This window comes from Ruegeria sp. CRTD044, from assembly GCF_059613485.1.
Genome location: NZ_JBXWSP010000003.1, coordinates 1 through 25,316 on the forward strand (window position 1 = coordinate 1; position 25,316 = coordinate 25,316).

Annotated in this window: 30 protein-coding genes and 2 tRNA genes; 15 read left to right on the plus strand and 17 right to left on the minus strand. The window is 59.4% G+C overall.

What is annotated here, in order from left to right:
- Positions 1–498 precede the first annotated feature (498 nt).
- Positions 499–1,872, minus strand: coding sequence for a D-alanyl-D-alanine carboxypeptidase family protein (locus AC2FNL_RS00915; RefSeq protein ID WP_496831763.1), 1,374 nt, complete (start codon positions 1,870–1,872; stop codon positions 499–501).
- 306 nt (positions 1,873–2,178) lie between these two features.
- Positions 2,179–2,880 (minus strand): HAD family hydrolase, encoded by a 702-nt coding sequence (locus tag AC2FNL_RS00920; protein ID WP_093963053.1) that lies wholly within the window; start codon positions 2,878–2,880, stop codon positions 2,179–2,181.
- Between the two features lie 92 nt (positions 2,881–2,972).
- Between AC2FNL_RS00920 and clpS the strand changes: the two genes are divergently transcribed.
- From clpS to hemF, 4 genes are read left to right on the plus strand one after another with little or no spacing between them, the layout of a single operon-like run.
- Complete coding sequence (clpS, locus tag AC2FNL_RS00925) at positions 2,973–3,314, plus strand: ATP-dependent Clp protease adapter ClpS (RefSeq protein WP_093963054.1); 342 nt, start codon at positions 2,973–2,975, stop codon at positions 3,312–3,314.
- Positions 3,315–3,352: 38 nt separating this feature from the next.
- Positions 3,353–4,318: a class I SAM-dependent methyltransferase gene (locus AC2FNL_RS00930; RefSeq protein ID WP_496831766.1), complete on the plus strand. Its 966-nt coding sequence runs from the start codon at positions 3,353–3,355 to the stop codon at positions 4,316–4,318.
- A 37-nt stretch (positions 4,319–4,355) separates the two neighbouring features.
- Entirely contained in the window at positions 4,356–5,156 is an 801-nt protein-coding gene (locus AC2FNL_RS00935) for an SDR family NAD(P)-dependent oxidoreductase (protein ID WP_093963056.1), read from the plus strand.
- A gap of 8 nt (positions 5,157–5,164) precedes the next feature.
- Positions 5,165–6,049 carry an oxygen-dependent coproporphyrinogen oxidase gene (hemF, locus tag AC2FNL_RS00940; RefSeq protein WP_496831768.1) on the plus strand — a complete coding sequence of 295 codons (885 nt, stop codon included), beginning with the start codon at positions 5,165–5,167 and terminating at the stop codon, positions 6,047–6,049.
- Between the two features lie 4 nt (positions 6,050–6,053).
- Here hemF and AC2FNL_RS00945 read toward each other — a convergent pair whose 3' ends face one another.
- Positions 6,054–6,464 carry a hypothetical protein gene (locus tag AC2FNL_RS00945; RefSeq protein WP_093963058.1) on the minus strand — a complete coding sequence of 137 codons (411 nt, stop codon included), beginning with the start codon at positions 6,462–6,464 and terminating at the stop codon, positions 6,054–6,056.
- Positions 6,465–6,657: 193 nt separating this feature from the next.
- Between AC2FNL_RS00945 and AC2FNL_RS00950 the strand changes: the two genes are divergently transcribed.
- Complete coding sequence (locus tag AC2FNL_RS00950) at positions 6,658–7,170, plus strand: toxin-activating lysine-acyltransferase (RefSeq protein ID WP_496831771.1); 513 nt, start codon at positions 6,658–6,660, stop codon at positions 7,168–7,170.
- Between the two features lie 9 nt (positions 7,171–7,179).
- Here the strand turns inward: AC2FNL_RS00950 and modC are convergent, their stop codons facing one another.
- Genes modC through modA form a run of 3 tightly spaced genes read right to left on the minus strand, consistent with a single transcriptional unit; the run spans position 7,180 to position 9,747 of the window.
- Positions 7,180–8,277 carry a molybdenum ABC transporter ATP-binding protein gene (modC, locus tag AC2FNL_RS00955; protein ID WP_496831773.1) on the minus strand — a complete coding sequence of 366 codons (1,098 nt, stop codon included), beginning with the start codon at positions 8,275–8,277 and terminating at the stop codon, positions 7,180–7,182.
- The gene (gene modB, locus AC2FNL_RS00960; RefSeq protein ID WP_093963061.1) at positions 8,274–8,966 is read right to left on the minus strand and encodes a molybdate ABC transporter permease subunit; all 693 of its coding nucleotides are present in this window, start codon (positions 8,964–8,966) and stop codon (positions 8,274–8,276) included. The genes modC and modB overlap by 4 nt, the downstream gene beginning before the upstream one ends.
- Positions 8,967–8,970: 4 nt before the next feature.
- Positions 8,971–9,747, minus strand: a complete 777-nt coding sequence (gene modA, locus AC2FNL_RS00965) for a molybdate ABC transporter substrate-binding protein (RefSeq protein WP_496831775.1) — start codon at positions 9,745–9,747, stop codon at positions 8,971–8,973.
- 240 nt (positions 9,748–9,987) lie between these two features.
- On the opposite strand from modA, the gene AC2FNL_RS00970 reads away from it, so the two are divergent.
- The 3 genes from AC2FNL_RS00970 to AC2FNL_RS00980 all read left to right on the plus strand — a co-directional run bounded on the left by AC2FNL_RS00970 (position 9,988) and on the right by AC2FNL_RS00980 (position 12,304).
- Complete coding sequence (locus AC2FNL_RS00970) at positions 9,988–11,241, plus strand: aminotransferase class V-fold PLP-dependent enzyme (protein ID WP_496831777.1); 1,254 nt, start codon at positions 9,988–9,990, stop codon at positions 11,239–11,241.
- Positions 11,242–11,318: 77 nt separating this feature from the next.
- Positions 11,319–11,394, plus strand: a tRNA-Val gene (locus AC2FNL_RS00975).
- Positions 11,395–11,551: 157 nt separating this feature from the next.
- Positions 11,552–12,304, plus strand: coding sequence for an outer membrane protein (locus tag AC2FNL_RS00980; protein WP_496831778.1), 753 nt, complete (start codon positions 11,552–11,554; stop codon positions 12,302–12,304).
- Positions 12,305–12,530: 226 nt separating this feature from the next.
- Here the strand turns inward: AC2FNL_RS00980 and AC2FNL_RS00985 are convergent, their stop codons facing one another.
- From AC2FNL_RS00985 to AC2FNL_RS01010, 6 genes are all read right to left on the minus strand, one after another.
- Positions 12,531–12,968, minus strand: a complete 438-nt coding sequence (locus AC2FNL_RS00985; RefSeq protein WP_496831780.1) for a hypothetical protein — start codon at positions 12,966–12,968, stop codon at positions 12,531–12,533.
- A gap of 187 nt (positions 12,969–13,155) precedes the next feature.
- Positions 13,156–13,542 carry a hypothetical protein gene (locus AC2FNL_RS00990; protein WP_496831782.1) on the minus strand — a complete coding sequence of 129 codons (387 nt, stop codon included), beginning with the start codon at positions 13,540–13,542 and terminating at the stop codon, positions 13,156–13,158.
- 20 nt (positions 13,543–13,562) lie between these two features.
- Positions 13,563–14,612 carry a hypothetical protein gene (locus tag AC2FNL_RS00995; protein WP_496831784.1) on the minus strand — a complete coding sequence of 350 codons (1,050 nt, stop codon included), beginning with the start codon at positions 14,610–14,612 and terminating at the stop codon, positions 13,563–13,565.
- Between the two features lie 24 nt (positions 14,613–14,636).
- Positions 14,637–14,906 (minus strand): hypothetical protein, encoded by a 270-nt coding sequence (locus AC2FNL_RS01000; RefSeq protein WP_496831786.1) that lies wholly within the window; start codon positions 14,904–14,906, stop codon positions 14,637–14,639.
- A gap of 167 nt (positions 14,907–15,073) precedes the next feature.
- A complete protein-coding gene (locus AC2FNL_RS01005) occupies positions 15,074–15,376 on the minus strand; it encodes a chorismate mutase (RefSeq protein ID WP_093963068.1) in 303 nt (100 codons plus the stop codon).
- 27 nt (positions 15,377–15,403) lie between these two features.
- A complete protein-coding gene (locus AC2FNL_RS01010; protein WP_496831788.1) occupies positions 15,404–16,000 on the minus strand; it encodes a TetR/AcrR family transcriptional regulator in 597 nt (198 codons plus the stop codon).
- 85 nt (positions 16,001–16,085) lie between these two features.
- Between AC2FNL_RS01010 and AC2FNL_RS01015 the strand changes: the two genes are divergently transcribed.
- From AC2FNL_RS01015 to AC2FNL_RS01045, 7 genes are all read left to right on the plus strand, one after another.
- Positions 16,086–16,493 carry a hypothetical protein gene (locus AC2FNL_RS01015; protein ID WP_093963070.1) on the plus strand — a complete coding sequence of 136 codons (408 nt, stop codon included), beginning with the start codon at positions 16,086–16,088 and terminating at the stop codon, positions 16,491–16,493.
- Positions 16,493–16,996 (plus strand): anthrone oxygenase family protein, encoded by a 504-nt coding sequence (locus AC2FNL_RS01020; protein WP_496831790.1) that lies wholly within the window; start codon positions 16,493–16,495, stop codon positions 16,994–16,996. Before AC2FNL_RS01015 ends, AC2FNL_RS01020 begins: the two co-directional genes overlap by 1 nt.
- On the plus strand, positions 16,996–17,637 hold the full coding sequence (locus tag AC2FNL_RS01025) for a LysE family translocator (RefSeq protein ID WP_217897889.1): 642 nt from the start codon (positions 16,996–16,998) through the stop codon (positions 17,635–17,637). The genes AC2FNL_RS01020 and AC2FNL_RS01025 overlap by 1 nt, the downstream gene beginning before the upstream one ends.
- 519 nt (positions 17,638–18,156) lie before the next feature.
- The gene (locus AC2FNL_RS01030; RefSeq protein WP_170372889.1) at positions 18,157–19,011 is read left to right on the plus strand and encodes a hypothetical protein; all 855 of its coding nucleotides are present in this window, start codon (positions 18,157–18,159) and stop codon (positions 19,009–19,011) included.
- Between the two features lie 205 nt (positions 19,012–19,216).
- Entirely contained in the window at positions 19,217–20,611 is a 1,395-nt protein-coding gene (locus AC2FNL_RS01035; RefSeq protein WP_496831793.1) for a metal-dependent hydrolase family protein, read from the plus strand.
- Positions 20,612–20,741: 130 nt separating this feature from the next.
- The gene (locus tag AC2FNL_RS01040; protein ID WP_496831795.1) at positions 20,742–20,888 is read left to right on the plus strand and encodes a hypothetical protein; all 147 of its coding nucleotides are present in this window, start codon (positions 20,742–20,744) and stop codon (positions 20,886–20,888) included.
- A 16-nt stretch (positions 20,889–20,904) separates the two neighbouring features.
- The gene (locus tag AC2FNL_RS01045) at positions 20,905–22,512 is read left to right on the plus strand and encodes a HoxN/HupN/NixA family nickel/cobalt transporter (RefSeq protein ID WP_496831797.1); all 1,608 of its coding nucleotides are present in this window, start codon (positions 20,905–20,907) and stop codon (positions 22,510–22,512) included.
- 367 nt (positions 22,513–22,879) lie between these two features.
- On the opposite strand, the gene AC2FNL_RS01050 is transcribed toward AC2FNL_RS01045, so the two are convergent.
- The 5 genes from AC2FNL_RS01050 to AC2FNL_RS01070 form a co-directional block, all read right to left on the minus strand.
- Positions 22,880–23,092, minus strand: a complete 213-nt coding sequence (locus tag AC2FNL_RS01050; protein ID WP_496831799.1) for a hypothetical protein — start codon at positions 23,090–23,092, stop codon at positions 22,880–22,882.
- Complete coding sequence (locus AC2FNL_RS01055) at positions 23,093–23,980, minus strand: AAA family ATPase (protein WP_496831801.1); 888 nt, start codon at positions 23,978–23,980, stop codon at positions 23,093–23,095.
- A gap of 309 nt (positions 23,981–24,289) precedes the next feature.
- Positions 24,290–24,366: transfer RNA gene (locus AC2FNL_RS01060), tRNA-Arg, on the minus strand.
- Between the two features lie 21 nt (positions 24,367–24,387).
- On the minus strand, positions 24,388–24,864 hold the full coding sequence (locus AC2FNL_RS01065; protein WP_496831803.1) for a GNAT family N-acetyltransferase: 477 nt from the start codon (positions 24,862–24,864) through the stop codon (positions 24,388–24,390).
- The gene (locus AC2FNL_RS01070; RefSeq protein ID WP_093963390.1) at positions 24,865–25,176 is read right to left on the minus strand and encodes an ETC complex I subunit; all 312 of its coding nucleotides are present in this window, start codon (positions 25,174–25,176) and stop codon (positions 24,865–24,867) included.
- Positions 25,177–25,316: the final 140 nt, after the last annotated feature.

Consider the following 25,316-nt stretch of genomic DNA (forward strand, 5'->3'; position numbering starts at 1 on the left):
CACCCAACACCGCCTCAGCAGCGCCGGTGAAGGGCGTTCTAAGGATAACTACAAATCACCGCAAGCAGAAAATGACAAACTGCCAAACTTTTTTGCTGATTTTATTTTTATCAATATTTGTCAGTGACTTAAACCGCAGCCACTTAGCTCCGTCGCTGGGAGTTTCACCCCCGAAGATCAAGCCCGACCCGCTGGCTTCAAGGTCCGACCCCACGAGACCACTATATATAGCGAAAGCGCCCTGACACCACCACAAGAACACTCGACTCGCACCACATGAGTCGACTCACTCTGCAGCCGATTTGCGGCTCGGAATGCACAAGCGTTGGTGTGCCGAACACTGCGTTTTGCCCCCCTTGCTTTTGCCCCCCCCTGCTTTTGGCGGCCACTTGGCCTTTGGCCTCCGGCCGGGTCGAATGACCGCCCCATTCAAGGCACAAAAAAAAGGCCGCGAAATCCATTCGCGGCCAGCAACGATCCAGGAGAGAATGCCGGGCCTTATGATGGTCCGATCATGAAACAGGTGACATTGCGCGCCTTCAGGCGACGGCAGGCCAGATCCGCCTGCTCGCGAGTCATACCCTGAAAGGTCGCGTCGAATCCGCGTGAACTCTGGTTCACTTTGCGCAAAGTGCCTTCCAGTGTCGTCATTTCCGATAGAGCCGTTTTCAGCAAAACCTTCTCGGCTTCGTAGCGGGTGGTGTAACGCCCGACATTGACGCCCCAAAGATGCCCGCCCGACGTGGACAAACGGGTAACGACCTCCTGCTCGGGCTCGGCCACGACTTCTGCGGGTTCGGTCGATGCAAGCACAAGGTTTTCAGGGCGCAGGGCCGGGCGCGTGTCGGCATTCTCGACCGGAGGCGCCGTCGGCGCGATATCCGCTGCGGCGATCGCCGCGGCGATGCCGTCTTGAATACGTGCACCGTTCTTGGCTGCGGTTTCGGCCACGGCGCCGGCAACCTGGATGGCAACGCCAGCCCCGGGTCGCATCACAGGCCGAAGGCTACTCTGTGGTGCGCGGACCGCACTGGCCAATTGGGTGGCTCCACCCAGCCCAGTATTCCCGGCATATGCTGGACGGGCGGGTTTGCGGATCGGAGCGCGTGAAGGGGCGCGCCGGAATCCCATATCCAGCAGCTCGGCCACCTTGGCGTTGCGCGAGGTGCTGGACTTGCCGCCGAACACGGTTGCGATGATCCGTTTGTCCCCACGCTTGGCCGAAGCAACAAGGTTGAAGCCCGCAGCGCGCGTGTATCCGGTTTTGATGCCGTCGGCGCCCCGGTAGGCTGCCAGCAGCCGCCGGTTGGTGTTCGGGACAGTCTTGATGCCGGCATGTGTCGATTGGCGTGAAAACAGGTTGTAATACTCGGGATAGTCATAAAGCAGGTGCCGACCCAGCGTGGTCATGTCACGCGCTGTCGAAAGATGGCCCGCTTCGGTTAGCCCGTGTGCGTTCTTGAAGGTTGTGCGGCTCATGCCCATGGCCTTGGCGGTCCGGGTCATACGGCGCGCAAAGGCGGCCTCGGATCCGCTGAGGGCGATGCCGATCGCGGTCGCGGCGTCATTGGCCGATTTCACAGCAGCCGCGCGGATGAGATAGCGGAATGCAATGGTTTGGCCCGCCCGCAGGCCCAGCTTGGAGGGCGGCTCGGCGGCCGCGGCCTTGGTGATCCGCACCTGAGTGTCCAGCGTGATCTCACCGTTCCGCACCGCTTCGAAGGCGATATAGAGGGTCATCATCTTGGTGAGAGAAGCAGGGTGCAGCCTGGTATCGGCGTTGCGGGAGTGCAGAACCTCACCGGTTCTGGCGTCAATGACCATTGCCGCATAAGGAGCCGCAAGCGCCTGAGTCGCCAGGACAAGCGCCATCCATACCAATGTGACTACGAGCAAGCCCGCCCGCGCCGGAACTATCCGCCGAATCTGCACGATCTTTGCCTTTGTCTGCCTCGCGCCGCCGGGTTTTCCCGGTCAGCCTTTTTGATTATTTGGTTGAGGCTAACACACAGCACTGCTGAAATAAACCGAAAGCTGAAAAATCCGCGGCCGCGGCTCCGCTCGGTGGCGTCTAGATGTTGCGGCCCAACGGATGGCCGCCACCAAAACGGCGAAGATGTCAGAAAGTTGGCGCGGCTTCGTCGTGAAATTTTGAAACTGGGGCCAATCTGTCACAGGTCAGGAGATCTGCCGGACCAGATCAGGAAGATCTCCCAAATCGCGGATCTCCCGGAAACGGGGATGGCTTGTCGGGATCACGGCCTGCTCGATCTCCCACACCAGACCGTGCGGTACGTGCACGCCCCAGCACCCTGCCTGGATCGGCGCGACCACATCCGACCGCATCGAATTGCCGACCATCATTGCACCGGCAGGTGACTGCCCCATCCGCCGAAAGACTTCGCGGTAGGTCTCGGGCGTCTTTTCCGACACGATTTCGACCGCGTCGAACAGCTCGCCCAATCCCGATTGGGCCAGTTTGCGCTCCTGATCAATAAGATCACCCTTGGTGATCAGAACAATGCGATGGGTACCTGCGATTGTCTCGACCGTCTCCCGCGCGTGAGGCAACAGTTCGATCGGGTGGGACAGCATCTCCTGCCCGGCTTCGATCAGTTCGCGGATGACCCTGGCCGGGACTCTGTCTTCTGTTACCTCGATTGCTGTTTCGATCATCGACAGGACGAAACCCTTGATGCCGTACCCATAGTGGCGGATGTTGCGCTTCTCGGCCGCCAACAACCGCTCCATCAGATGGTCGCGGTCTGCATGATCCGCCAGCAGCACGGCAAAATGCGCTTGGGTCAGCTGAAAGAAACGCTCGTTGTGCCACAAGGTGTCGTCAGCGTCGAAAGCGACGATGGTCAGGTTTTCATCCATTTCGAATCCGCCCGGTTGCTCTTTCCTCTGGGTGGGTCGACGTTATATAAGCCCTGAAACGACCCGAAGTGTGAATCGGAAAATCTCGCGACATGATTGAAGCCCGTTGGATGATGGCTGGCAAATCGGAAGACGATGGCGACACGTCAATCCTTGTACAGACCAAGCCCAAGACCAAACGACCGCCCTTGTACAAGGTGCTGCTGTTGAACGACGACTACACGCCCATGGAATTCGTGGTGCATGTGCTCGAGCGGTTCTTCGGGATGTCCCATGCGCAGGCATTCGAAATCATGTTGACCGTGCACAAGAAAGGCGTGGCCGTGGTCGGCGTATTCAGCCACGAGATTGCCGAGACCAAGGTTGGGCAGGTGATGGATTTCGCTCGTCGGCATCAACACCCGCTTCAGTGCACCATGGAGAGAGAGGAGTAGGGCCGCGACGCGCGCCTCTGCCCCTTCAACCCGCTCTGATGTCCTCTCGATTGTCTCTCGCCCTCGATTCGGGCCTGACCCTGTCGGAACCGCTGTCGGTCGTTGGACCGACGCCGGATCATGACCTGTCGGCGCTGCCGAACGGTGTCGAGGTTGTTCAACCTTTCAAACCGTTCCACGACCATTTCCGGGACCGCGGCTTTGCAGCTGTGCCCGAAACCGACAGCGCTTGTGAAGACGTGGTTCTGTTTCTGCCCCGCGCCAAAGCACAGGCACGCGCCATGATACATCATGCGTGCAGCCGGGCCTCGGGAACGGTTGTCGTGGATGGCGCCAAGACATATGGCGTGGACAGCTTGTTGAAGGACATTCGCAAGCGGGTCGAGATCGAGGGCCCCATCGCCAAGGCGCATGGCAAGATCTTTTGGTTCAAGGCCGACCCCGACGCATTTGCAGACTGGGCCGCGCCCGCAGGACAGATGGCGGACGGCTTCCAAACCGCGCCCGGGGTGTTTTCGGCCGACGGGGTCGATCCTGCTTCGGCACTGTTGCGCGAGACCCTTCCGTCAGGGCTTGGACCTCGGGTCGCCGATCTGGGTGCCGGATGGGGCTATTTGTCCGCCGGGCTGCTGCAGGATGACACTGTACGCACGCTGCACCTCGTCGAAGCCGACTTTGCTGCCCTGACATGCGCACGGATCAATGTGCCCGACCCAAGGGCACAGTTCCACTGGGCAGATGCGGTGACATGGCCTGCACCAGAACCCGTGGACACCGTTGTTATGAACCCGCCGTTTCATACTTCGCGCAGCGCCGATCCCGGCTTGGGGCGCGGGTTCATCACCGCCGCCGTGCGCAACCTGTCCCGCTCGGGCCACTTGTGGATGGTCGCCAACCGGCATCTCCCCTACGAAACGACTTTGACTGACGCTTTCGCGCGGGTCGAGGAAATTGCAGGCGACAACCGGTTCAAGGTATTCCACGCCTCTCGCCCTCGGCGGTGAAGCCGATTAACCTGCGCCGCGACTCAGGAGGAAACACATGTCCTTTTCCATAGCCGGCAAGACCGCCATCGTCACCGGAGGCGCCAACGGCATCGGCCTTGCCATCGGCCGTCACTTCGCCGACGCGGGCGCCAACGTGATGTTCGCCGACATGGACGAGAAACGTCTGGCAGAAGAACTAGGCGAACAGGCCGATGACAGCAACGTCCGCTACTTCGCCGGTGATCTGCGCGAAAAGCTGACGATCGCCAACCTCCTTTCGGCCACTCTGGATGCATTCGATCAGGTCGACATTCTGGTAAACGGAGCGCGACAGGTCATCTCGACGGATCCGCTTGATCTGGAAGACGACTCGGTTCGCACCCTTCTGAACCAGAACCTGATGCCCGCCCTGCGGCTGAGCCAGCTTGTGGCCAAGCGGATGATCAAACAATCCGAGGATCAGGAAGACGGGCCGAATGGTTCGATCATCAACCTGTCCTCGATCGCCGGTCAGCGCGCGCATCCAGGCCTTTTGGCCTATTCGGTTTCCAGCGCCGCGCAGGACCAGTTGACCCGGTCCCTTGCAGTGGCGCTTGCGCCTCATCGGATCCGCGTGAACTCGATTGCGTTGGGGTCGGTCATGAGCGCGTCACTGCAGGCCACCCTGAAAGACAATCGGGACTATCGGCGGGACATTGAGGATCATACCCCACTGGCCCGCATTGCCGCCCCGGCCGAGCTGGCCGAAACGGCGCAATACCTTGCCTCGGACGCGGCTGCGTTCATTACCGGGCAAGTCCTCACAATCGACGGTGGACGGACCCTTCTGGACCCGGTTGCCGCCCCCGCGCATTGAGCCTGACGATGTTTGAAACGGAAAAATCCACCGCCTCGACCTGGTTTCGCCAGTTGCGCGACGAAATCGTCGCGGCCTTCGAGGCTTTGGAAGACAGCCACCAGGTGGGGTCGTTTTCCGATGCCCCCGCCGGACGGTTCGAGGTCAAGGAGACCCGACGCCAGTCCGAGGACGGCTCGGACGCGGGTGGTGGGCTGATGTCGGTCATGCGCGGTGGCCGCGTGTTCGAGAAGGTCGGCGTCAATGTATCGACCGTCTACGGCACGCTCGGCGAACGGGCACAACAGGCAATGGCCGCGCGCAAGGGTATCCCCGGGATGACAGACGACCCGCGGTTCTGGGCCTCGGGCATCAGCCTTGTGGCGCATATGCAAAACCCGCACGCACCGGCCGTTCACATGAACACCCGCATGTTCTGGACCCCGCACGCCTGGTGGTTCGGCGGTGGATCAGACCTGAACCCCTGCATCGAATATGCCGAGGACACGGCCCATTTCCACGCCACGCAAAAAGCGCATCTAGACCCGCACGGGCCGGGTCACTATCCGCGGCTCAAAGAATGGGCAGACGAGTATTTCTACATTCCGCACCGCAAGCGTGCGCGTGGGGTGGGCGGCATTTTCATGGACGACTACTGCACCGGCGACTGGCAGGCGGATTTTGCGCTGACACAGGACATTGGCCGCGCTTTCCTGCCGGCCTTTCTGCCGCTGGTCAAAAAGCGGCGGACCCAACCCTTTACCGAGGCAGACAAAAACACCCAGCTGGTGCACCGCGGGCTCTATGCCGAATACAATCTGGTCTATGACCGGGGCACGAAATTCGGCTTGGAAACCGGGCATGACCCCGACGCCGTGCTGATGAGCCTGCCGCCGCTGGCCAAGTGGGTCTGAGACGTCAGAACCCGAAATCCATGAAGTTGTCGTAGCAGTAGTTCTGCGCTGAGGACGCTGACATGTTCTCACCCACCCGCTTGACGGTGATTGAATAGCCGGGGGTGGTATCCACGCCCGGCGGCGGCTTCAACGAGAACTGCACGGTTCGGACACCCGGCTCGTAAGCCCTCCAGATGTAGATCCGTTGCGAACCGGGGACACCCAACTGCCGAATGGCGAAATCGCCGATCCCGCACCAGTAGTTGACCGGAGCTGACGACCCGATTGCCTTGACCTCGTACACACCGTCTCCGACGGATCTTATCTCGGTGCGGTAGGTCGGGCGGACGCCGATGCCGAACCCGACAGCTTGTGCGGCGATTGGGGCCAACAGTGTTGCAGACAGAACCAAGGCTGAAATCGAATGCTTCATCAAAACTATCCGCCAAAAAACCGGGTTGTGCCAATCATAGGCCGCCTGCCCATTGAGTAAAGCCAAACCCGGTCACCTTTGGAAACAGGCCACGCCCACAAGCCCGCTCAGCTGCGGAGGCGACAGAAAACGAATACCATTTCAAGACTTTTGCCCGATATACTGCCGATGTCCCAAGGGGTTGAGGTCAGGTTTGAGCAGAAAATTTCCAAAGGACTGGTTTGATTTCTCTCCCGAGAAATACGCCGACTTCGGCGCGCTCTTCTACCTTGCCGGACTGACCAAAACCCACCAGCAGCGCAGCCTCGCCCAGGTTCTGTACGCGTTCGAAACGCCTTTGCGGCTGGGGCAGTATCACATCTTTCGCCAAAACGGATTCCCGCGCGGGTTCGTGACCTTTGCCGGGCTCAGCCCTGAAGCGGAATACCGATATGCGGTGCAGGAAAAGCCGTTGATGGATACTGATTTCACCAGCGGTTCATCTTTCTGGATCGTCGACTTGGTCGCGCCTTTCGGGCAGACCAACCAGATGGTCGAGATTCTGAAACGCGAGATTCCGCACCCGAGGGTGCGCACGAACCGCATGGACAGCGACATGACCCGAAACCGCATCGTCGAATGGACCCGGGATGAGGCCGGCAAGGTCCACATGAAACTGTACCGGAAAAAAGAGTTCTCACAGCTTCTGAAAGAACAGGGTGGCTGACCCTGCCACCTAAGACTTGGCGACCCGTCCACCGACATCCTGCGGTGCCAGCGCTACGGTCTTGACGACCGCGTGGCACGGTTTGCCGGGTTGCAACGCCAGGGCCTCGACCGACCGGCGCGTCACTCGGGCCAGCAGGGTGCCGGCCGGTGTTCGGATCGAAACGATCGCCCCCGGACCTTCGCCCGCGCGCACGGACTCGACGGTGCCCTGCAGGACGTTCAGCGCCGACAGGCCTTCGGGCTTTCGGTCCGACAATATGACTTCCTGGGCGGGGATGCGGATCCGAAGCGCATCACCAACCGAATGCGGGATGCGCGGTAGGAACAGTCGGACACCGTTTGCCGCCAGTTCCGTCAGGCCATCTTCGTGATGCGCGGCCACACTTACCTCAAGCACCGCACCCACAGCCCGCACACCTGTCGGCGCAACCGAAGGATCCGCCAACACTTCGGAGGCCGGCCCCTGCCGCAACACCTTGCCGTCCTGCAACGCCACGACCGAGGTGGCAAGGCGGGCCACTTCGGCGGCAGAATGCGTGACATAGAGGATCGGCACCGAGACCTCGTCCCTCAATCGCTCGAAATAGGGCAGGATCTCGGCCTTTCGGGCTTCGTCCAGCGCAGCGAGAGGTTCATCGGCCAGGATCAACCGCGGACTTGCCAGCAGAGCACGGCCAATGGCGACACGCTGCTTTTCACCGCCCGACAGGTGGGCGGGGCGGCGGTCCAGCAGGTGGCCGATGCCCAGCATCTCTATCACGTGATCGGGGTTTTCACGGCGCGCGTCCCGGGGAGCGAACCACCGGCCATAAGACATGTTCTGGCGCACGGTCAGGTGCGGGAACAAGCGGCCTTCCTGAAAGATATACCCCAGCCGGCGGCGATGCGGCGGCAGCCAATGGCCCTTCACGGTATCGAAAAGCACCCAATCATCCACCGCGACCCGCCCGCCTTGAGGGCGCAGCAAACCGGCCACGGCATCCACGATGGTGGTTTTGCCCGACCCCGATCGTCCGAACAGCACCGTCACACCCCGCGGCGCCTGGAACAGGATGTCCAGGTCAATGCCCGGCAGGCGGTGCCTTATCTGCACGGACAGGCTCATGTTCCGGCCACCCGGGCCGCTGCGCGACGCCCCACATATTCCGAAAGAAGCAGCGCCCCCATGGCGATGACGATCGAGATGATGACCAGCCGCATCGCGGCGCTCTCGCCGCCCGGCACCTGAAGGAAAGCATAAACCGCCGACGGCAAGGTCTGGGTCTGGCCGGGAATGTTCGACACGAAGGTGATCGTGGCTCCGAACTCGCCCATCGCCTTTGCGAAGGCAAGGATTGCCCCTGCGATGATCCCCGGCAAGATCATAGGCAAAGTCACGGTGACAAAGACAAAAGGTTGCGATGCCCCAAGCGTCGCTCCCGCCTGCTCCAGTTTTGGATCAACCGCCTCGATCGACAGGCGGATTGCCCGAACCATCAGCGGAAATGCCATGATCCCGGCGGCCAGTGCGGCTCCGGTCCAGCGGAAGGCCACAACGACGCCCAGATCAGCCAACACCCGACCAACCGGGGCTTGTACGTTGAAGGTCAGCAACAACAGATAACCGGTCACGACCGGCGGCAGGATAAGCGGCAGATGCACCAGACCGTTCAGCACGTGTCGGCCGGGAAACCTCCAGCGGGCCAGTGCGTAGGCCACGAATATCCCGAGTGGCAGCGAAACGATCGTCGCCCAGAAAGAGACGCGCAGTGACAGTCGCAACGCTTCGATCTCGGCGGGGCCCAACCAACCCATGGCGCTATCCGTGCGGCAGGGTGAAACCCTGCGCCTTGAATATGCCGGTCGCCGGTTCGCTCTGCAGGTAGTCGAGGAAGACCTGCGCCTCAGGCCGTGCGGTCGCAGTCAGGGCCGCGGGATAGACGATCACCGGATGCGTGCCTTCAGGGAAAATTCCGACCACATCCACCCGGGCCTCGGCCTGCGCATCGGAACGGTAGACAACACCCATTGGTGCCGCGCCACTTGCGACAAGCGCCAACGCCGCGCGCACGTTGTCGGCCTGAGCCACCTGATCCTGAACATCGTCCCACAGGCCCAGAGCGGTCAACGCGGCCTTGCCATAGATTCCGGCGGGAACCGCATCAACGAGAGCCATTGCCAGATAGCCGCCTTTCAATTGGCCTCTCAGATCGAAGTTCGGCGTAAGCTCCTGTTCGCTGGGCTGCCCTGCGCGCGCAATCAGCACCAGCCCGTTGCCCACAAGATCGACGCGCGACGCTGGGTCGATGTCTCCGTTCCGCTCAAGAACATCCATCCAGGCGGTATTGGCAGAGATAAACAGATCGGCCGGCGCGCCCAGCTGAATCTGCCGGGCCAAAACGGAAGAGGCTGCGAAGGAAACCGTAACCCGTTGACCTGTCGCGGCCTCGAATTCCGGAGCGATCTGGTCCAGCGCGGTCTTGAGACTGGCCGCCGCGAACACCAGGACCTCAGCCGCCGCAACCCGAACCGGGGCAACCAACGCGCCGAAAAGGGTGGCAACCGCAACAAGACGGCGGCATGTGTCGAACTGCATCCCCGGCTCTCCTGTTCGGACGGTCGCACTGCTTTTGGCATATCGGAGGCAGCGGGCCGCAGGCAAGGTGTATTCCCGCCGGCGTGCCATGCAGAGTCCGGAATCAATTGGTCTTTCCGGCGTCGAAAGAGTAAGCCCAGAGAAAAAGGCGGCATCCCAAACCCGCAATCTGTCGCAAACGAAATTGATGTCGCGCACTCGCAAGCCGAGTCTGGGCATGAACCAAACAGGACGTACACCATGCTGCACCAAACCCCGGGATTGATCGACACCGTTCGCGCGCGGTTTGCCCATGTGGACAGCTGCCCTTTTCAGGGTCCCCGCATCTTTTTCGAGAATGCCGGCGGCGCGCTGACATTGAATTCGGTGGTCGAAACCTCGGCCCGTTTTGCGGGCATCCCGGACAATCAGGGGCGGGACAATCCCGCCAGTCATGCGTTGGTCGACATCATCAACCGTGCCAAGGCAGATCTTGCCGTGTTTATGAATGCGCCTTCGGGGCAGTTCTTCGTGGGTGAAAGCGGAACAGAGCTTCTGTTCCGCATGATCCGCACGGCCTGCGTGAATGCGCCCAAAGGTGCAAGGGTGATCGGCAGCTCGATCGAACATCCCGCCAGCCGCAGCGCCGCGCGCCGTTGGGCGGGCATTGCCGGATTGGACTATGTGAACGTGCCGCATGACGACGCGACAGGTCTGGTTACCGCCGCAGATTATGCGGCCCACATGACACCGGACGTAGCGGTCGCCACGATCCTGCACGCTTCGCCGGTTACGGGAATGGGAATGGACGTGGCTGAAATCTCGCGCGCGATCCGGGCGGTGTCGCCAGATTGTTTCATCATCGTCGACGGCATCCAGCACGCAGCACACGGACAGCTGGACATCAACAGCTACGGAGTCGATGGATATGCGATTTCACCCTACAAAGTGTTTTCCCGGCATGGCTACGGCATTGCCTGGATATCCGACCGGCTGACCGCCCTGCCCCATGACCAACTGATTGACGCGCCCGCTGATGGTTGGGAATTCGGCACGCGCGACACCGGCGCCTACGCCGCGATGTCCGACGTGGTTGCCTATTTCGACTGGCTGGGCAGTCAGGTTTCGGACGCCGCTGACCAACGCACCAGAATCGAGGCCGCCGGCCAGGCGATTCATTCCTATGAGACCCATCTGACCAACGCGATGATCAACGGCGTCGGCAACCTGCCCGGCCTGCGCGATATGGATCACGTCACAATTCTGGCCGGAGCAGACAACCCCGCCCGCGAAGGACTGGTGTCGATCGTGGTCCGCGACATGCCCTCGGCAGACGTGGTCTCGCGCCTGAACGCGCAGGGCATCCGAACCCACACCCGCAAGGCCGACCATTACAGCGGGAACGTGCTGAACCCGTTGGGCTTGTCCGATTGCATCCGGATTTCGCTGTGCCACTACAACACCGAGCACGAGGTCGCGCAGCTGCTGACCGCATTGAAGGACATAAATCCCTGAGACACATGGCCAACGGCGCAGAAATTCTGAAAGACCCTCTTGCGCCGGCCCACCAGCTTGGCTAAATCCCCCTTCACGGGTGATTAGCTCAGTTGGTAGAGCGCTTCGTTTACACCGAAGATGTCGGGAGTTCGAGTCTCTCATCACCCACCATGCTAACCCATTCTACGTCTTCAGTATTTGCGCGGATGTGACCTGCCAATCTCTGGCGCGTTGCCCAACCCATGCACAAATCAAAATACCATTTTGGTTTGCCAGCAGCCTCCTTTACTGTGGGTCAAAGCCAAAACGGGCTCACCGGAGGGACATCATGAAGACGGTACGGATCGCGAAACCCCTGATGCTTGGCCTGTCGCTTGCGATTTCAACAGCGACATCGGCACTGTCTCAGCAGTCCGACTGGTCCTATTCGGCCACGATCTACCTGTTCACCCCTGAAACCGAAGTGTCGTTGGACACACCCGCGGGAACCCTGGATAGCACGCTCAGCTTCTCTGACGCGCTGGAAAACCTCGACCTTGCTTTCATGGGCACGTTTACCGCATCGAACGGCCGCTGGTCGTTCCTTGCGGACTACAACTATACGAACCTGTCCTTCTCGAACGAGACTCCGGGACCGGCAAGTTCGGGTCTGGACACATCGTTCAAAACCCAGTTTCTGAGCGGCTATGTCGGCTACCGCGTCCACGAAACGCCGACAGCCAGCGTCGATCTGGCTGGCGGATTCAGATGGTTCAGCACGGAAACAGAGTTCAACCTGTTGCCCGGAACAGCGCCCGGCAACCAGACCTCGGTCGACAGCAGCTGGACCGATCCGGTGATCGGCGTCCGTGCCCGCGTCGCGTTTTCAGACAAATGGTCGGGAACCGGGTTCCTGGACTATGGCGGGTTCCGCAGCGGCAGCGAAACCTGGCAGGTCCTGCTGACTGCGGACTATGCGATCAACGACCGCTGGCTGCTACGCGGCGGGTACCGCTACATTTCCTTTGATCACGACATCAATGGAAATGACTTCAGCTTCCACCAATCCGGCCCGGTCATTGGCGCAACCTATCGCTTCTAGGGCATTTGCCGCCCACTAGGTGACGTTCGACATCCAAAGTCCGTTCCTAAACAATATCACCCCATTGTAATAAAACGATAATATTTTCGGTGCGACATTCTCTTTTCCGGCCCCACGACACCTAGATTCTGTATTGCGACATTTATGAACCGTTCGTTTTCTTCGATATTCTCAAGAAAAAAGCCGCTCATCCCTGAGCGGCTTGAATAGCTTTGATCTTGGCGGGTTATCTCTGCCGAGGTCTCCTGCGGGTCTGCCGTGATTCTTTGATGTGTCTGTCCATCTCAATCGTTGTATCGATGCTTCGCCAATCACGGCTGAGGAAGGGATTAAGCGCATCATCGCAGTTCATCCTTTCGTAGGATCCCTCCGCGAAATGCTCGATACCAAGCCTTTGGCTCTCGTATTTCTTCGCAATACCAGTCGCGCCGATAAACAATTCGATCGCCATGCCAAAACGCTGTGCCGATGCATGCATCAGGATCTTGAAAAACTCGCTTTCGTCAAGCAAGCCGTCATCTTCAAGCCCCGCTTTCTCCAACAGTTCCTTGATGGAGCGTTTGACTAGCGGACCGTCTTTTCCAAAGGCCATCGGAAGAACCTCGATCGGCTCGACCCGACGGAGCATTGTCCCATCCTGATTGATGATTGTTTTTGCTTCCATTGTGCCAGTAATGATTACAGAAATTGGCTAAGCTCCTTTCTGCATGAAATTACGGAACCTTCCGATTAAGTGCTTCATGCTATCGCTTGTCACATAGCGACCGCTGTCTTGAACCTCATCAAGATGAAGCGCTGCAATCCCTTTTTGCTGGAGCCCATCTCCAACCAAACTGACGAGGTAGCCCTCATCACGACGAGCGGAGATCGGATAGCCCAGATCGTGCAGAATCAGTTCGCAGGTCTCTCTTACAGTTGCCCGACTTGGTACCGTGACACTCCAGATCAACGACCCGTATTTCAGCCCCCCCGGTGGCATCGACGACTTCCTTGAATTCGGCGGCAATGCGCTTGACCATGCGCGTCTTGCCAATTCCCGGCGGACCGATCAACGCTGCGCCGCGCAATTCGGTATACCCGCGGCTAAGCCGCTCTTCCCGTTCGACCAAAACCTTAAAAATACGATCCCTGAATTTTTTAAAGTCCTCCGTTTCGAAAAACTCGGTTTCAAAGTCGATCTTTGGCCGCGCCTTGCTTCTCAGTGCGGCGTATTTTTCTGCGTCGATTGTCGATGGCATGACTATCCCTCCCCTCACATCTACCGGGAAAATTTCTTGCTGGTCCGGAAACGATCAAGACTTCCGGGCTCGTCCGGGAGAACCACCGAGTTGACCCTGTGTTCGTCTCCGATGGCATCTTCCTGCGCCAATTCTCCTTCATCATGCATGTCATCGGCGGCAATCTCGAAGCCCCCGTGGACAGGATCTTGATATTCATCCCGTCCGACGAAAGGTTCCTCATTCGAGCCCTTTCCGAAAGACAACTCGAGGCTCGCACGATCCAATGCGGTTTGGGTGTAGCCGGTCATGCCCATGTCGTTGCCACGCATAATCTTGCCGACGAGTTCCGCGCGAAGCCGCTGTGCTTCGTCACGCGCGCCACTGCGACGTTGGCCGTCCAGAGCCGCCTCGGCACGCCTCAGCTGGCGTTCTTCCTGCCACTGCCGAAGGGTCTTCCCACGCAATGAGCTGTCCAATGCAGGAACGGAAATCGTATCACCATGACCCACTACGGAGATGGCACCCATGTCCATCGGATCGACGATGATTTCCACCGTTCCATCTGGAGCGGCGACCCGATCTGCTACCCGTGTTTTGCGATCGTTCCGAATAAATTCATTGAGGTAAGTCGCACCGGCGAAGCGAACGCCTTCATGCGTTACCCTTGCAGTGGTCGAGAACCCACAAGCTTCACGAAGGTCCTGCGGACCTGGGATCTGCATTGGATCATAAGCGATATCCTCGGTCAGTTCTTCCCAAGCCGTCGCAGGCGTTTTCCCATTCAGTCCCCGGTGCGGCGTGTTGTGGTATTCAGCGATAAAGATGACGAAGAGCAGGTCAAGCTCATCATCCGTGACGCACGCCTCTTCGTGTGGTCTTCGATTGTTCAGTTTCGATGGCAAAAAGCCTTGAGTTGTCCGCAAATTGTGATGGTCACTCATACGAGGCGAAGCTGCTGCTTCGAAATCGGCAACCAAATGGCATAAACGGCCGATTCTGTGGGAAAATACCTGTTCGCGAGCGCGGAACCCCGGCCCGCAGGCAAAGGTCCCTTTTGACGCATTCAATCGAAGGTCAGGCTCCTTCAAGACCCGTCGGCACCTGCCCGGAGTTCAGACCGAGAATTCAGCCCTGGTAAGGAATGGTGCCGAGGCCGCATGCTTTCTCAGTTCTTCAAGAGATGAATACAGCGGCGTTGACGGATCAATTCTCGCTTGGGCACGGCTTCTGAAGAATTTCGCATACTCTTCCACGTAGGGACGGTCCTTTCGCGGCATGTCCGCGAGATGGTTGATCAGGAAATTGTCATAATGGTGAACCGCATCTGCAAACCTGTCCTGCCGATGCCGCGCCATTGCGCGAAACAGTTCCGCCTTGGCCATGAAATATGGTTGCGCTTTGAACCCATCCAAGCGGTCAAGAACAGCCGGGTAATCCCCAGCCTGCATTGACTTCGCAGCCTTGTGGAAGACCCCCGCGGCTCTGATATTCCGGATTAGTTTCAAATGGCCACCCCCACCAATTTCGCCCTTGGTCTTTCCGAATGGCTCTATTCGCCAAGCTCCCTGATTTCGCGCTGAATCGACCATTCGATCAGCTCGGCCCAAAGCTTGCGCGCCAGTTCCGGGTCCAGACCCTTTTCGGACGCGGTTGAGCCAACTTTGTCCAGCACCTCAGCCACACGATCTGTGGTACGCGCCGGCAGACCTTCGATTTTCTTGAGGTCCGCAGCCCGGTCGATATAGAGGCTTCGCGTGGCGAGCAGGTTTATGAGCTCAACGTCGATCGCGTCGATTTGCGCGCGAAGATCGGTCATGGTCTGGCAGGCCTTGGGCGCGATGAGGGTTTTCATGTTTTGAATTCCTTTGGGTGTTTGAATTTAGCCGAGAAGTTTACAGAGGAGTTTGACGGCACGTTCAGACCGTTCTTGGCAAAAGGTTTTCGATGGACTCGGCAGACGTCCGATGACGCGCCTGACCTGCTGATCGCCAATCAAGAGATCGAGATAGAGCGCCACAGCCTCACCGGTGTGTTCAAAGTTCAGTGCGCCTTCCTCTCGGGCACGCAGAAACACCCGCTCCAAAAGCGGGAACACCGCCTCGCGGCCCGCCTTTGACAGTGCAGCGCCCAATTCACCACTGCTGTCCGCCGCCGCTGCCCGGTTCAGTGCAACGGCCCTGTCTCCAGTGAGCAGGGTCAACAACTTCGGGCCAAGCGTGCGCAGGATGGACAGCGCGTCGTGATCGGTCTCCAATTCCGATGCGAGATGGTCTTTCACCTCTTCCGCATTGCGCGCGACAAGGGCCTGAAACAAGCCCTGCTTGTCGCCATACCATCTGTAAAGCGTCTCGTTCGACGCCCGCGCCTGTTTCGCAATGTCCCGCATCGATGTGCCGCCATAGCCCTTGGCCTCCAACACCTCATAGGCGGCGTCTTCGATCTGTCGCTGGCGCAGTGATCTCTTTTCTTTGCGCATTCCTGTCTCCTGCGTGTTGACATAATCCGTAACTGCAATTACGGATATTTTCAACCGTAACTTAAATTACGCTTTTGGAGGAAAAATGTCTCACCACGACCGACAGGCCATTGCAGCACTGGCCACACTGATCCTGCTGCAACTCATCATGCTTTCTGCGCTTTATGCCGGCATCCAGCCCCATCCGCCGATTACGACTCCGCTGTTTGGCATCGCCCCGTTTCTTGGCGCTTCGGTATCAATCGCGCTGTCGGCAATGATCGTGCAGCCGCTCACGGACGCTGTCGGGCGTGGCCTGAGCGTGATGGCTGCGCTGATGGCGCTGGTATCGTTCGGGCCGCAGAAGTATTTCGACGCGCAGTTCGCATTGATCTGGCCCGCCGTAGTGCTCGGGCAGTTTGCAGCCATCGTGATCTTTGTCCGCGTCCTGAATGCGTCCCGTCAAGCTGATGAAACACGCCAACGCCCGGCCGCACCTGCAGGACAGGTTTGATGGCCCGACTACTCGTGCCGATGTCGACGCTCTCCCTTTTGAACATCGGCGCTGTTTTCGGCTTCTTCTATGCTTGGGTCTGCTCGACCATGTGGGGCCTCGATGCGACCGACCCCCGAGTCGCAATCACGGCAATGCAGGCGATGAACGCCTCTGTTCGGAATCCGGTGTTCTTCCCGGCCTTCTTTCTGACACCGGTCATCCTGATGCTGACCGCGTTTGTCGCGATCCATCAGGAAAGGACGAGGTCAGCCGCTCTCTTCGCGGCAGGGGCCGCCGTGTATTTCATCGGGGCATTTCTGGTCACGGTTTTGATCAACGTGCCGATGAATGAGGCCCTTGCAACAGTGCCGGTACCGACGGACAGGGCGGACGCCGCCCAAATCTGGAAGGACTATTCCGCGCCGTGGCAGATCTGGAATACGACCCGAACCCTTGTCAGCGGACTGGCCCTGATCCTGACCGGCCTCGCAATTCATGCCCTGAAACCGGAGACGACCTGATGGAAATTTCGATTGTGACATTCGCCCTGTTGGCCTTGGTCGTCGTGATGACACCCGGACCGACGGTTTTGCTGGCCCTGTCCAACGGGTCTCGCTACGGCCTTGTGTCCGCGGGCTATGGGATCGCGGGCGCCGCACTCTCCGACGGTGTTCTGATCGCCGCGGCTGGTCTGGGGTTGGGCGCGATACTAGCCACATCCGCGGTTCTGTTCACCGTCGTGAAAATGATTGGCGTCGGCTATCTTATGTGGCTCGGCGTTCAGATGTTGCGGTCCTCGGGGGAGCTGGGATCTTTTCCAGCGCACTCGAGTAGACAAATCTCGGGCGTATCCGGGTGCAGACTGACACTGTTCCGCAAGAGCTTTCTGGTCGCCGTTACGAACCCCAAAGGCTACCTGTTTTTCACTGCGTTCCTGCCGCAGTTCCTTGACCCGTCCGAACCGCTTCTGGCGCAATACGCCCTGCTCGCTCTCGTCTTCATCGCGGTCGACGTGGCCACTATGGCGGCCTATGCCGGTCTTGGGGCAAAGGCGATGCAATTTCTGAGCCACCGGGGCGCGCGCTGGATCGACCGGACGTGTGGAGGGTTGCTCATCACCCTGGGCTGTGCCCTGGCATTTGTGCGGCGCAGCAATGAGTGACCACTTCACGTTTTCTCGCATGACCGGCAGTCATGCGCTGTTTGGCAACGGTGGAGCCCTGCCCATTGCGGCCGTTCACTCGTAGCACGGCATGCTGCGGTGCGGCCCGCCGAACCTGATATTCGCTGCAACGGCTAAATCTGCGGATTGGCGAATTACACAGTGCGGACCGAACCGCCGGTGCCCGGCTATGGGTGAAGGCCGGCTTTGGATAGCCGTGTCCAATTAAAACCCATCAATAGGACCATTATCACAGCCAAGGTCGTCGAAACGGATTTGAGTATGGTGGCCGAACTGGCAGCATAGACCAATGGAACAGAAACCTCCGGCCAGATCGGCAGAAAATCTGACAACGGTCGAGGACGCGTTGGGTAGCACATCATCCCTCATGATCCCTCATCAGAGTACGAAAATTTTTGCAGGTTGAAATTTGAGCTTTAGGCTTGTCTCATGCCGGAGTGTCAGCGCGTGTCGAAAGGCTGACGAGATCGGAACCAACTCAAGATGGGGAACAGCCGAGTGGACACCGTCGAAATCAAATCCTTGCATCGAGCCTCGGGCACATCGCTTGCACCGAAGCTGCGCAGATTACCTGCAATGGCAGCTCTCTTTGCAGCCACCATTGCACCACCTGCCAAAGCTCAGGAAGACCTCAGCGAGATCAACAACGGAACAAATCCAACGCTGCTCACGACGCAGTTTGGGCTTCAGTATCAGTTCAACCAGATCAATTCCGACCTGAACACCGGTCTGTTCGAGGCCTTCTATACGCAGCCTTTTGGTGAGGGTGGGAAACGGGCCTTCCGGATCACCGTGCCCGGATCGGACAGCCCGTTCAACGCAAACCCCATCTTCGGCGGAAAGCCAGGGGTTGAATTCACGCTGGGCGACATCAGCGTTACCTACATTGACGTTTTTTACCTTACCGAGAAAAACGGGGCCGCTTTCACTTTTGAACTGTTCCTGGACACAGCAGAAACCGAAGCCGCCGGCTATGGGCAATTTGCCGGTGAAACCTCGGCCTTCTACGCGTGGTTTCTCAACAACGGAGCAATTTTCGCCCCGGCCTGGGTTCAGACATTCGGACTGGAGGGCGGAAATGATCAAGGTCAGAATGTGAACACGACCACGATCGACTTCTACTATGTTCCCAAGCTGAAAAATCCGCGTTTCTACCTGACCTTCGACCCGGCCATCATCCACGATTGGGAAACGGACGCGACGTTCGGAAGCCTACAGGTGACCGCGGGCATGCTGACGGGCAAGGCATTTGGCGGTGACGGTCAAGTGTTCATCAAGCCTGGCATTCTGTTTGGCGGCGACAGGCCGGCAGAGTGGTCTGTCCAGGTTGGATACAAGGTGCTGAATTTCTGACGCGGGGCGATGTCACTGTTGACTTCTTGGGTCTGTTCACGCCCTCATGTGACAGAACATTTCAGTGCCACGGGAGCACAAGAAAGCCAAGCGGGTCCACTCACCGCGATCAGCAATTTTTGAAAACCCAGGCTGCGCACCCAAAAAACAGTTTTGCGCGACCAAAACCAAATTCATTCATCGCTTGAAAATGAGGATGTACATCATGACCAACAGAACGCTCACCTATCTGCTCTGCACGACGCTCGCCGCGACTCCGGTCAGCGTTCTGGCGCATGAGGCCAACCATGAGGTCGTCCCGGCCGGTGTCGTCGGTGAAATTGAAACCACCAACGTAAAGATGAAATTCGACAATGTCCTGATCAGGGGCGCACAGGTCTTCAACGGGTGTGACGAAGAACTCGCGGATGTTGACGTTCTGGTTTCCGGTCAGTTGATCTCCGCCATTGGTTCCGATCTTGAGGCACCCGAAGGCGCTTTCGAGATCGATGCCGAGGGCTACACGCTCATCCCCGGCCTGATCGACGCGCATTGGCATGGGGTCTTTGCCGAAGCGACGATCGCGCAACTGGCCCTGACGGGCGAGGGCTACTGGAACCTTCTGGCCGCCAAGGCCCAGAACAACGCGCTGTCGCGCGGGTTCACAACAGTGCGCGACGTGGCCGGACCGATGTTCGACATCGCGCGCGCAACGAACGAGGGGCTGATCGACGGGCCGCGGGTGTTCCCTTCTGGGCCAGCCTTGTCAATCACCGCCGGCCACCAGGATTTCCGGATTACGCGGGACGTGCCAACTCCCCTGGGTGAGTTGCACTCTTTTGAAGAGGGCAACATGTTCTATCTCGCGGATGGCGTTCCGGCAGTTCTGAAACGCGTCAGGGAAAACCTGATGCAGGGGGCCACCCATATCAAATTGATGGCGGGTGGCGGCGTGACCTCGTCTTATGACCCGATCCACGTCATCCAGTTCACCGACGAGGAATTCCAGGCCGCTGTCGAAGCCACCGAAGCCTGGGGCACCTATGTGACGACCCATGCGATCAATGATGAAGCGGTTCGGCACTCTGTCGAGAATGGCGCGCGCAGCGTCGAACACGGTCACATGGCGACCCGTGAGACCCTGCAGATGATGAAGGACAAAGATGTGTGGCTCAGCATGCAGCCGTTCATGGATGATGAAGACGCACCGGCTCTGAACGAGTTCCAGAAGGCTAAGTACAAGTTTGTCACCGACGGCACCGACTTCGTCTACAAGACCGCCAAGGAACTGGGCCTGAAGATCGCTTTCGGCACCGATACGCTGTTCAGCGCGGACCTTGCCGAACGTCAGGGTGCCGTCTTGGCCAAGATGGAACGTTGGTTCACGCCGTATGAAACGCTGAAAATGGCAACCTGTGACAACGCCGAACTGCTGAAGATGTCGGGCGACCTGACGCCCTACCCACTGGGCCCGCTCGGCGTGATCGAGGAAGGCGCCTATGCGGACATGATCCTCGTCAACGGCAATCCTCTGGAGGATCTGCAGTTGATCGGCGATGCCAAGGCGAACTTCGGCATGATCATGAAGGACGGCACCATCTACAAGTTCGACATGGAGTGACCGGTCATGCGTGGCCGAACGCTGACTACCTTTCCTTTCGTCCTCGCGGCTTCGGTCGCGGGGGCGCGGGACGCCCCCCGGTCCAATCATCATAATACACGCAAATGTCCTTGACGGGTTGTCCGCGGAGATGATCGACGTCACCAGTTTCGTCACCGACGGAGACCTGATCATGGTTGTCGTCAACCCTCTCGAGGATTTGAGACTGGCCGCCAACCCGTGGGGAAACATTGATTTGATCATGAGGAACAGCGTCAACTTCAAGAACGCGGTGTGACATGGAAAGGCCTGCTATGGACGCGCAACAAGTCATCACCTTTTTCGGGCATATGGTGCTTTTGCTATTGCTTGCGCTGGGGCTGCACCCTTCGACCGCGCTGGCCAATGAGCCCCCGCATGTAGATTGGCATGATCTGGCGCCGTCAACGGCGCCTTATGACGATCCGTTCCTTGAGATGTCTTACCAGCAGAAGGATGACCTGCGAACGATCCTGGATGCCGCGCGCCGCGTGGATGACGCCGAACTCGGCCAGCGGGCACAGGAGGCCCGTGTGCGGCTGCGCGACCAAGGCTATGACGCGGACGAGCTTTTGACCCAGCGCCTTGTGGTGATGGAGAAACGGCGCGAAGAGGCGACCGGCGTAACCGGGCAGTATCTCGGGCACGAAGTTTCGCTTGATGGATACGTCCTACCGCTGCGCGGGGATAACGGGCGCGTATTCAGTTTTCTGCTGGTGCCGTGGGTGGGGGCCTGCATTCACACGCCGCCGCCGCCGCCCAACCAGATGGTTCGTGTCGATGTACCCGAAGGCATTGAAATAGACGAAGCGTTTCACGCAATTCGGCTGCGCGGCATTCTGGAACATGAACCGTCTGTCAGCAATCTGTTCCTCGTCGACGGGCAGAGGATGGTCGAAGCATCCTACTCATTGAAAGAGGCACAGGTTTGGGGCGTACCGGGTGAAATCAAGGCGTCTGCCGCTGCGCCTGTTCAGGGCAATATCGTGGTCCGAACCCAGGCCTGGATCAGCAATCTCTTCACGACATCAATGACGTCGATGGATCAGGGCAAGTCGCTGGCGACGGTAGCGTTCGCTCTTCTTGTCGCGTTTCTTTATGGGGTCCTGCACACGCTTGGGCCGGGGCACGGCAAGGCCGTCGTGATTTCCTATTTCGTCGGTGAAGGGGGTAGCCTGCGCCGCGGTGTCGGGATGGGGGTTCGCATCGCCATCGTACACGTGTTCTCGGCCGTTGCGGCTGTATTCCTGCTCGACCTTGCGATCCGGCAAACCACCGGCGGGGCACCATCCGATTACAGGCTCATCCGGCTGGGCAGCTATGCGCTGATCATTGCAATTGGCCTTTTGATGCTTTGGAAAAGCCTTCGGACAATTCATGACCTCCGTAGAACGGCCTCGGCGACCCATGAACACGGTCCGCATCACACGCACCCGCATGACCACAATACCCACAGCGGCTGCGCTGCCTGCGCAATTGCCGAAAAATCGTCCAGCCGATCCGACGGATGGCTTGCGACAGCGGTGGGCATCGTTCCTTGTACCGGCGCGCTGATCGTAATGCTGTTCGGGTTTGCAAATGACCTTGTATGGCCTGCGATCGCCATGGTGGCCGCGATTTCGCTGGGCATGGCGATCTCTATGTCTCTGATCGGCGTCGCGGCCATCTGGGGACGCGCGAAAGTTGCGCAGCGGATCGGTGCAAATGCAGCCACCCACCAACGCTTTGAAAGCGTTGCCCAAGTCGCCGGTGCGACCTGTGTGACCGTGGTCGGAGTGCTATTGTTCGTCACATCATGGAGTGCGCCCGTTCAACCGCTCGCATCCCAGATTGGCCCGGCGGAGAAACTACAAGAAAAGACTTTGTCGGCTCTTAGGGATTGAAAGCCGAGAAGGCCTTTCTGGGTGTGCCTTGTACGCACTATCTCTGGGCAGGACGGGCCACAGGTCGCAGGAATGAAGGTCCCCTTTTGCGATCTCCTCTGTTACACGCTGCACGGCCGCGAATTCACACTTTCCACCCGTTCCGGTGCCCATCCATATTCGGGCTGGATCTATGCCTTCGAAGTCATACTCCGGGTTTCCGCGAACCCGCGGTTCCTTCGGCATCGGGAATGGATAGTTTAGGTGCGTGGGCGACCTCAGATCGAGCACCGCTGCGCGGGGTCGGTTACTCGGACGGGATGAATGTATGTCGTTTATGTATGCTGCCATTGATCCTCTGTAGGAAAACTCTTCCAGGGCGGTGCCTTCAATGCAGCAAGGGGCGCATCGCCAGCGCCTCGGCGCGGTCGAGCATCCGGGCGACGGTGCGCAGGCTCAGGCGGCGGTGGGCCATTGCACCGGTCTCGAAGATGGCAGCGAGGGCGTCGACAGCAGGCGCGGGAAGGCCACGCCGGGCGGCTTCGTTCATAGCGAAGTCTCTCAATTGCGCCGTGGTCAGAACCGGCAGGTCCAGCACCACTCAGCGGCTCTGGAATGGTTCCGGCAGACCCTGCCGGCTGTTCGCTGTCATCACCCAGTTGACCCAGGACATGTCCATCTTGACCTGAAAGAACGGGCATTCCCAGGTCGCCGCCGTCATCCGCTCCAGCAGCGGCAGTAGCGCATCCGTCAGCGTGTGCCGCGTGCCTTTGTTGGAGTGGACCTCGTCGGCCTTCTCGATCTCGTCGATGATCACCAGCGGCCCGCCATGCCGGTGGGTCAGGACCGTGTTGACCAGCTTGCCCGCATGGGCGCTGCCCCAGCCGCGCTGGGATCCGGTGAGCGCGAAGGACGCAGGCTCGCCCGTTGCGTCAATCTTTGTCCCGGGCACCTCCAGATGGTGGGCCAGTCGCCGGGCCCAGAAACTCTTGCCGATGCCGGGCGGGCCGATCAGGACGAGCGGGGTGAACCGGACACCGGGCAGGCCCTCGCGTGCCGAGGCCCGCAGCCCGTGCCAGACGGCTTCGGTGGCGGGCGCCATCCAGGGCATCTCGGCGTGGAGCGCGGCGGCGATCTCGTCCGCCTCGTGTTCGGAGGTGACGCGAGTAACCGGCAGTCCGCCACGAATAGGCGTCAGCTTCGCACGGTTCTCCTCGCTCAGATGAGACAGGCCGGACAAGGCGTCCAGCCGCTGCACGTACCGGTGCGCGCGACGCCGGATCTTCCGCCGCTCGTCCTCATTCAGATAGTCGAAGACCTGATCCATCTTGTCGCGGCTGTCTTCATCGTCGCCGGTTTGCGCCGCCTGGCGGCGCCTGCGGAGCGCGCGCAGGAATGTCTTCAGGCGTCTTTCGACCTCGTACAGCGTCGGCAGCTCGTCTTCGAACCGCAGCGCATGAAACGGAATCGTGGTCGTGGCACGGGGCATCGCAGAATCCTTTCGTGGCGCGACGGGGCTTGCCGCGCTGGTGTCCACACCGCCGGGGCGGGCGGGGCTGATGGGTGTGAAAGGTTCCGGAACCTTTGGAACGATTAGGGAACAACTAACGTGCTGCGTGTCAACGCATCCTGGTTGGGTTGCGCCATCGAACCCGGCCGGAGTGAAAGAACCGCTACACGACACACAAGTTGTTGAAAGAACTGCGCTAAAAGGAAGGTAGATTCGAGGGCAATTCAAAAAACCGTTTTTTGTCGTAAAAACGGACTTTGGATGTCGAACGTCACTAGGATCAGGAACTGGCGATCCCGGAAGGACTCGAACCCTCAACCTGCTGATTAGAAGTCAGCTGCTCTATCCAGTTGAGCTACGGGACCGCTGGGCCCTTCTTGATCGGTTTAGAGCCGGGGTTCAAGAGCCAAGCGCATGAACGCGCTGTTGGGATCGTCGTGATACCCAAAGATCGGACCGCAATAGCTGTATCCCAACGCTTCATAGAGTTTGCGTGCGGCGTCGTACTCGGCCAGATGGGCCGCGCCGGTTTCCAGAACCAGAGCAGAGATTCCGTCGGCGCATGCGCATTCGGCTAGGTGGTTCATCATCGTCCGCGCCAAACCGCGCCCGCGCGCCTTGGCCAGGATATGGACCGACTTCACCTCGGCCGTCCCGTCCGGCAAAGCCTTCAATGCGCCGCACCCCAAAGGCTCGTCGTCGTCAAACATAGCCCAGAACCGAATATCCGGCCCAGAGAGCGCCTCGGCATCCATTGTGTGATTGCTTTCGGCGGGTCCCGCAGCTTCGCTGTGCGCGAAATGCGCCTCGACCACCGGCCGCAGCGCGGCCGAAGTCGGATCCGCCTCGCGGATGTCAATCATTCAGTGGGTCCAGGGACCGCGGCGGTCTGTTGCAAAGTTTTCGCCGTACCCGCGCTGGCGCAGGTTGGGTTTGCGCTTGTGCGGTTCGCTGACCAGAACTTCGATGCCATGATCCTTGGCGTAGTCCAACGCTTCTTCCTTGGTGTCGAACTTCAGGCGAACCTGGGATTGCGTGTCCGAGGACGACGTCCAGCCCATCAGCGGATCAACCTCGCGCGCCGACGCAGGCGCGAATTCCAAAACCCATTTGCGGGTCTTGGCCATACCCGACGTCATCGCATTTCTTGCAGGCTGGTAAATCCGTGCGCGCATGTCGCCTCTCCATACTCGGTTGGTCGCGACCGTTTATGCGTCAGAGTGCGGGCGGGGACAAGATTGCAAATGCCGCAGGGCCATGCAAATGACCGGTGCTGCAGGGGTTGCATGCGGACAAAATAAGAACAAATGTAAGA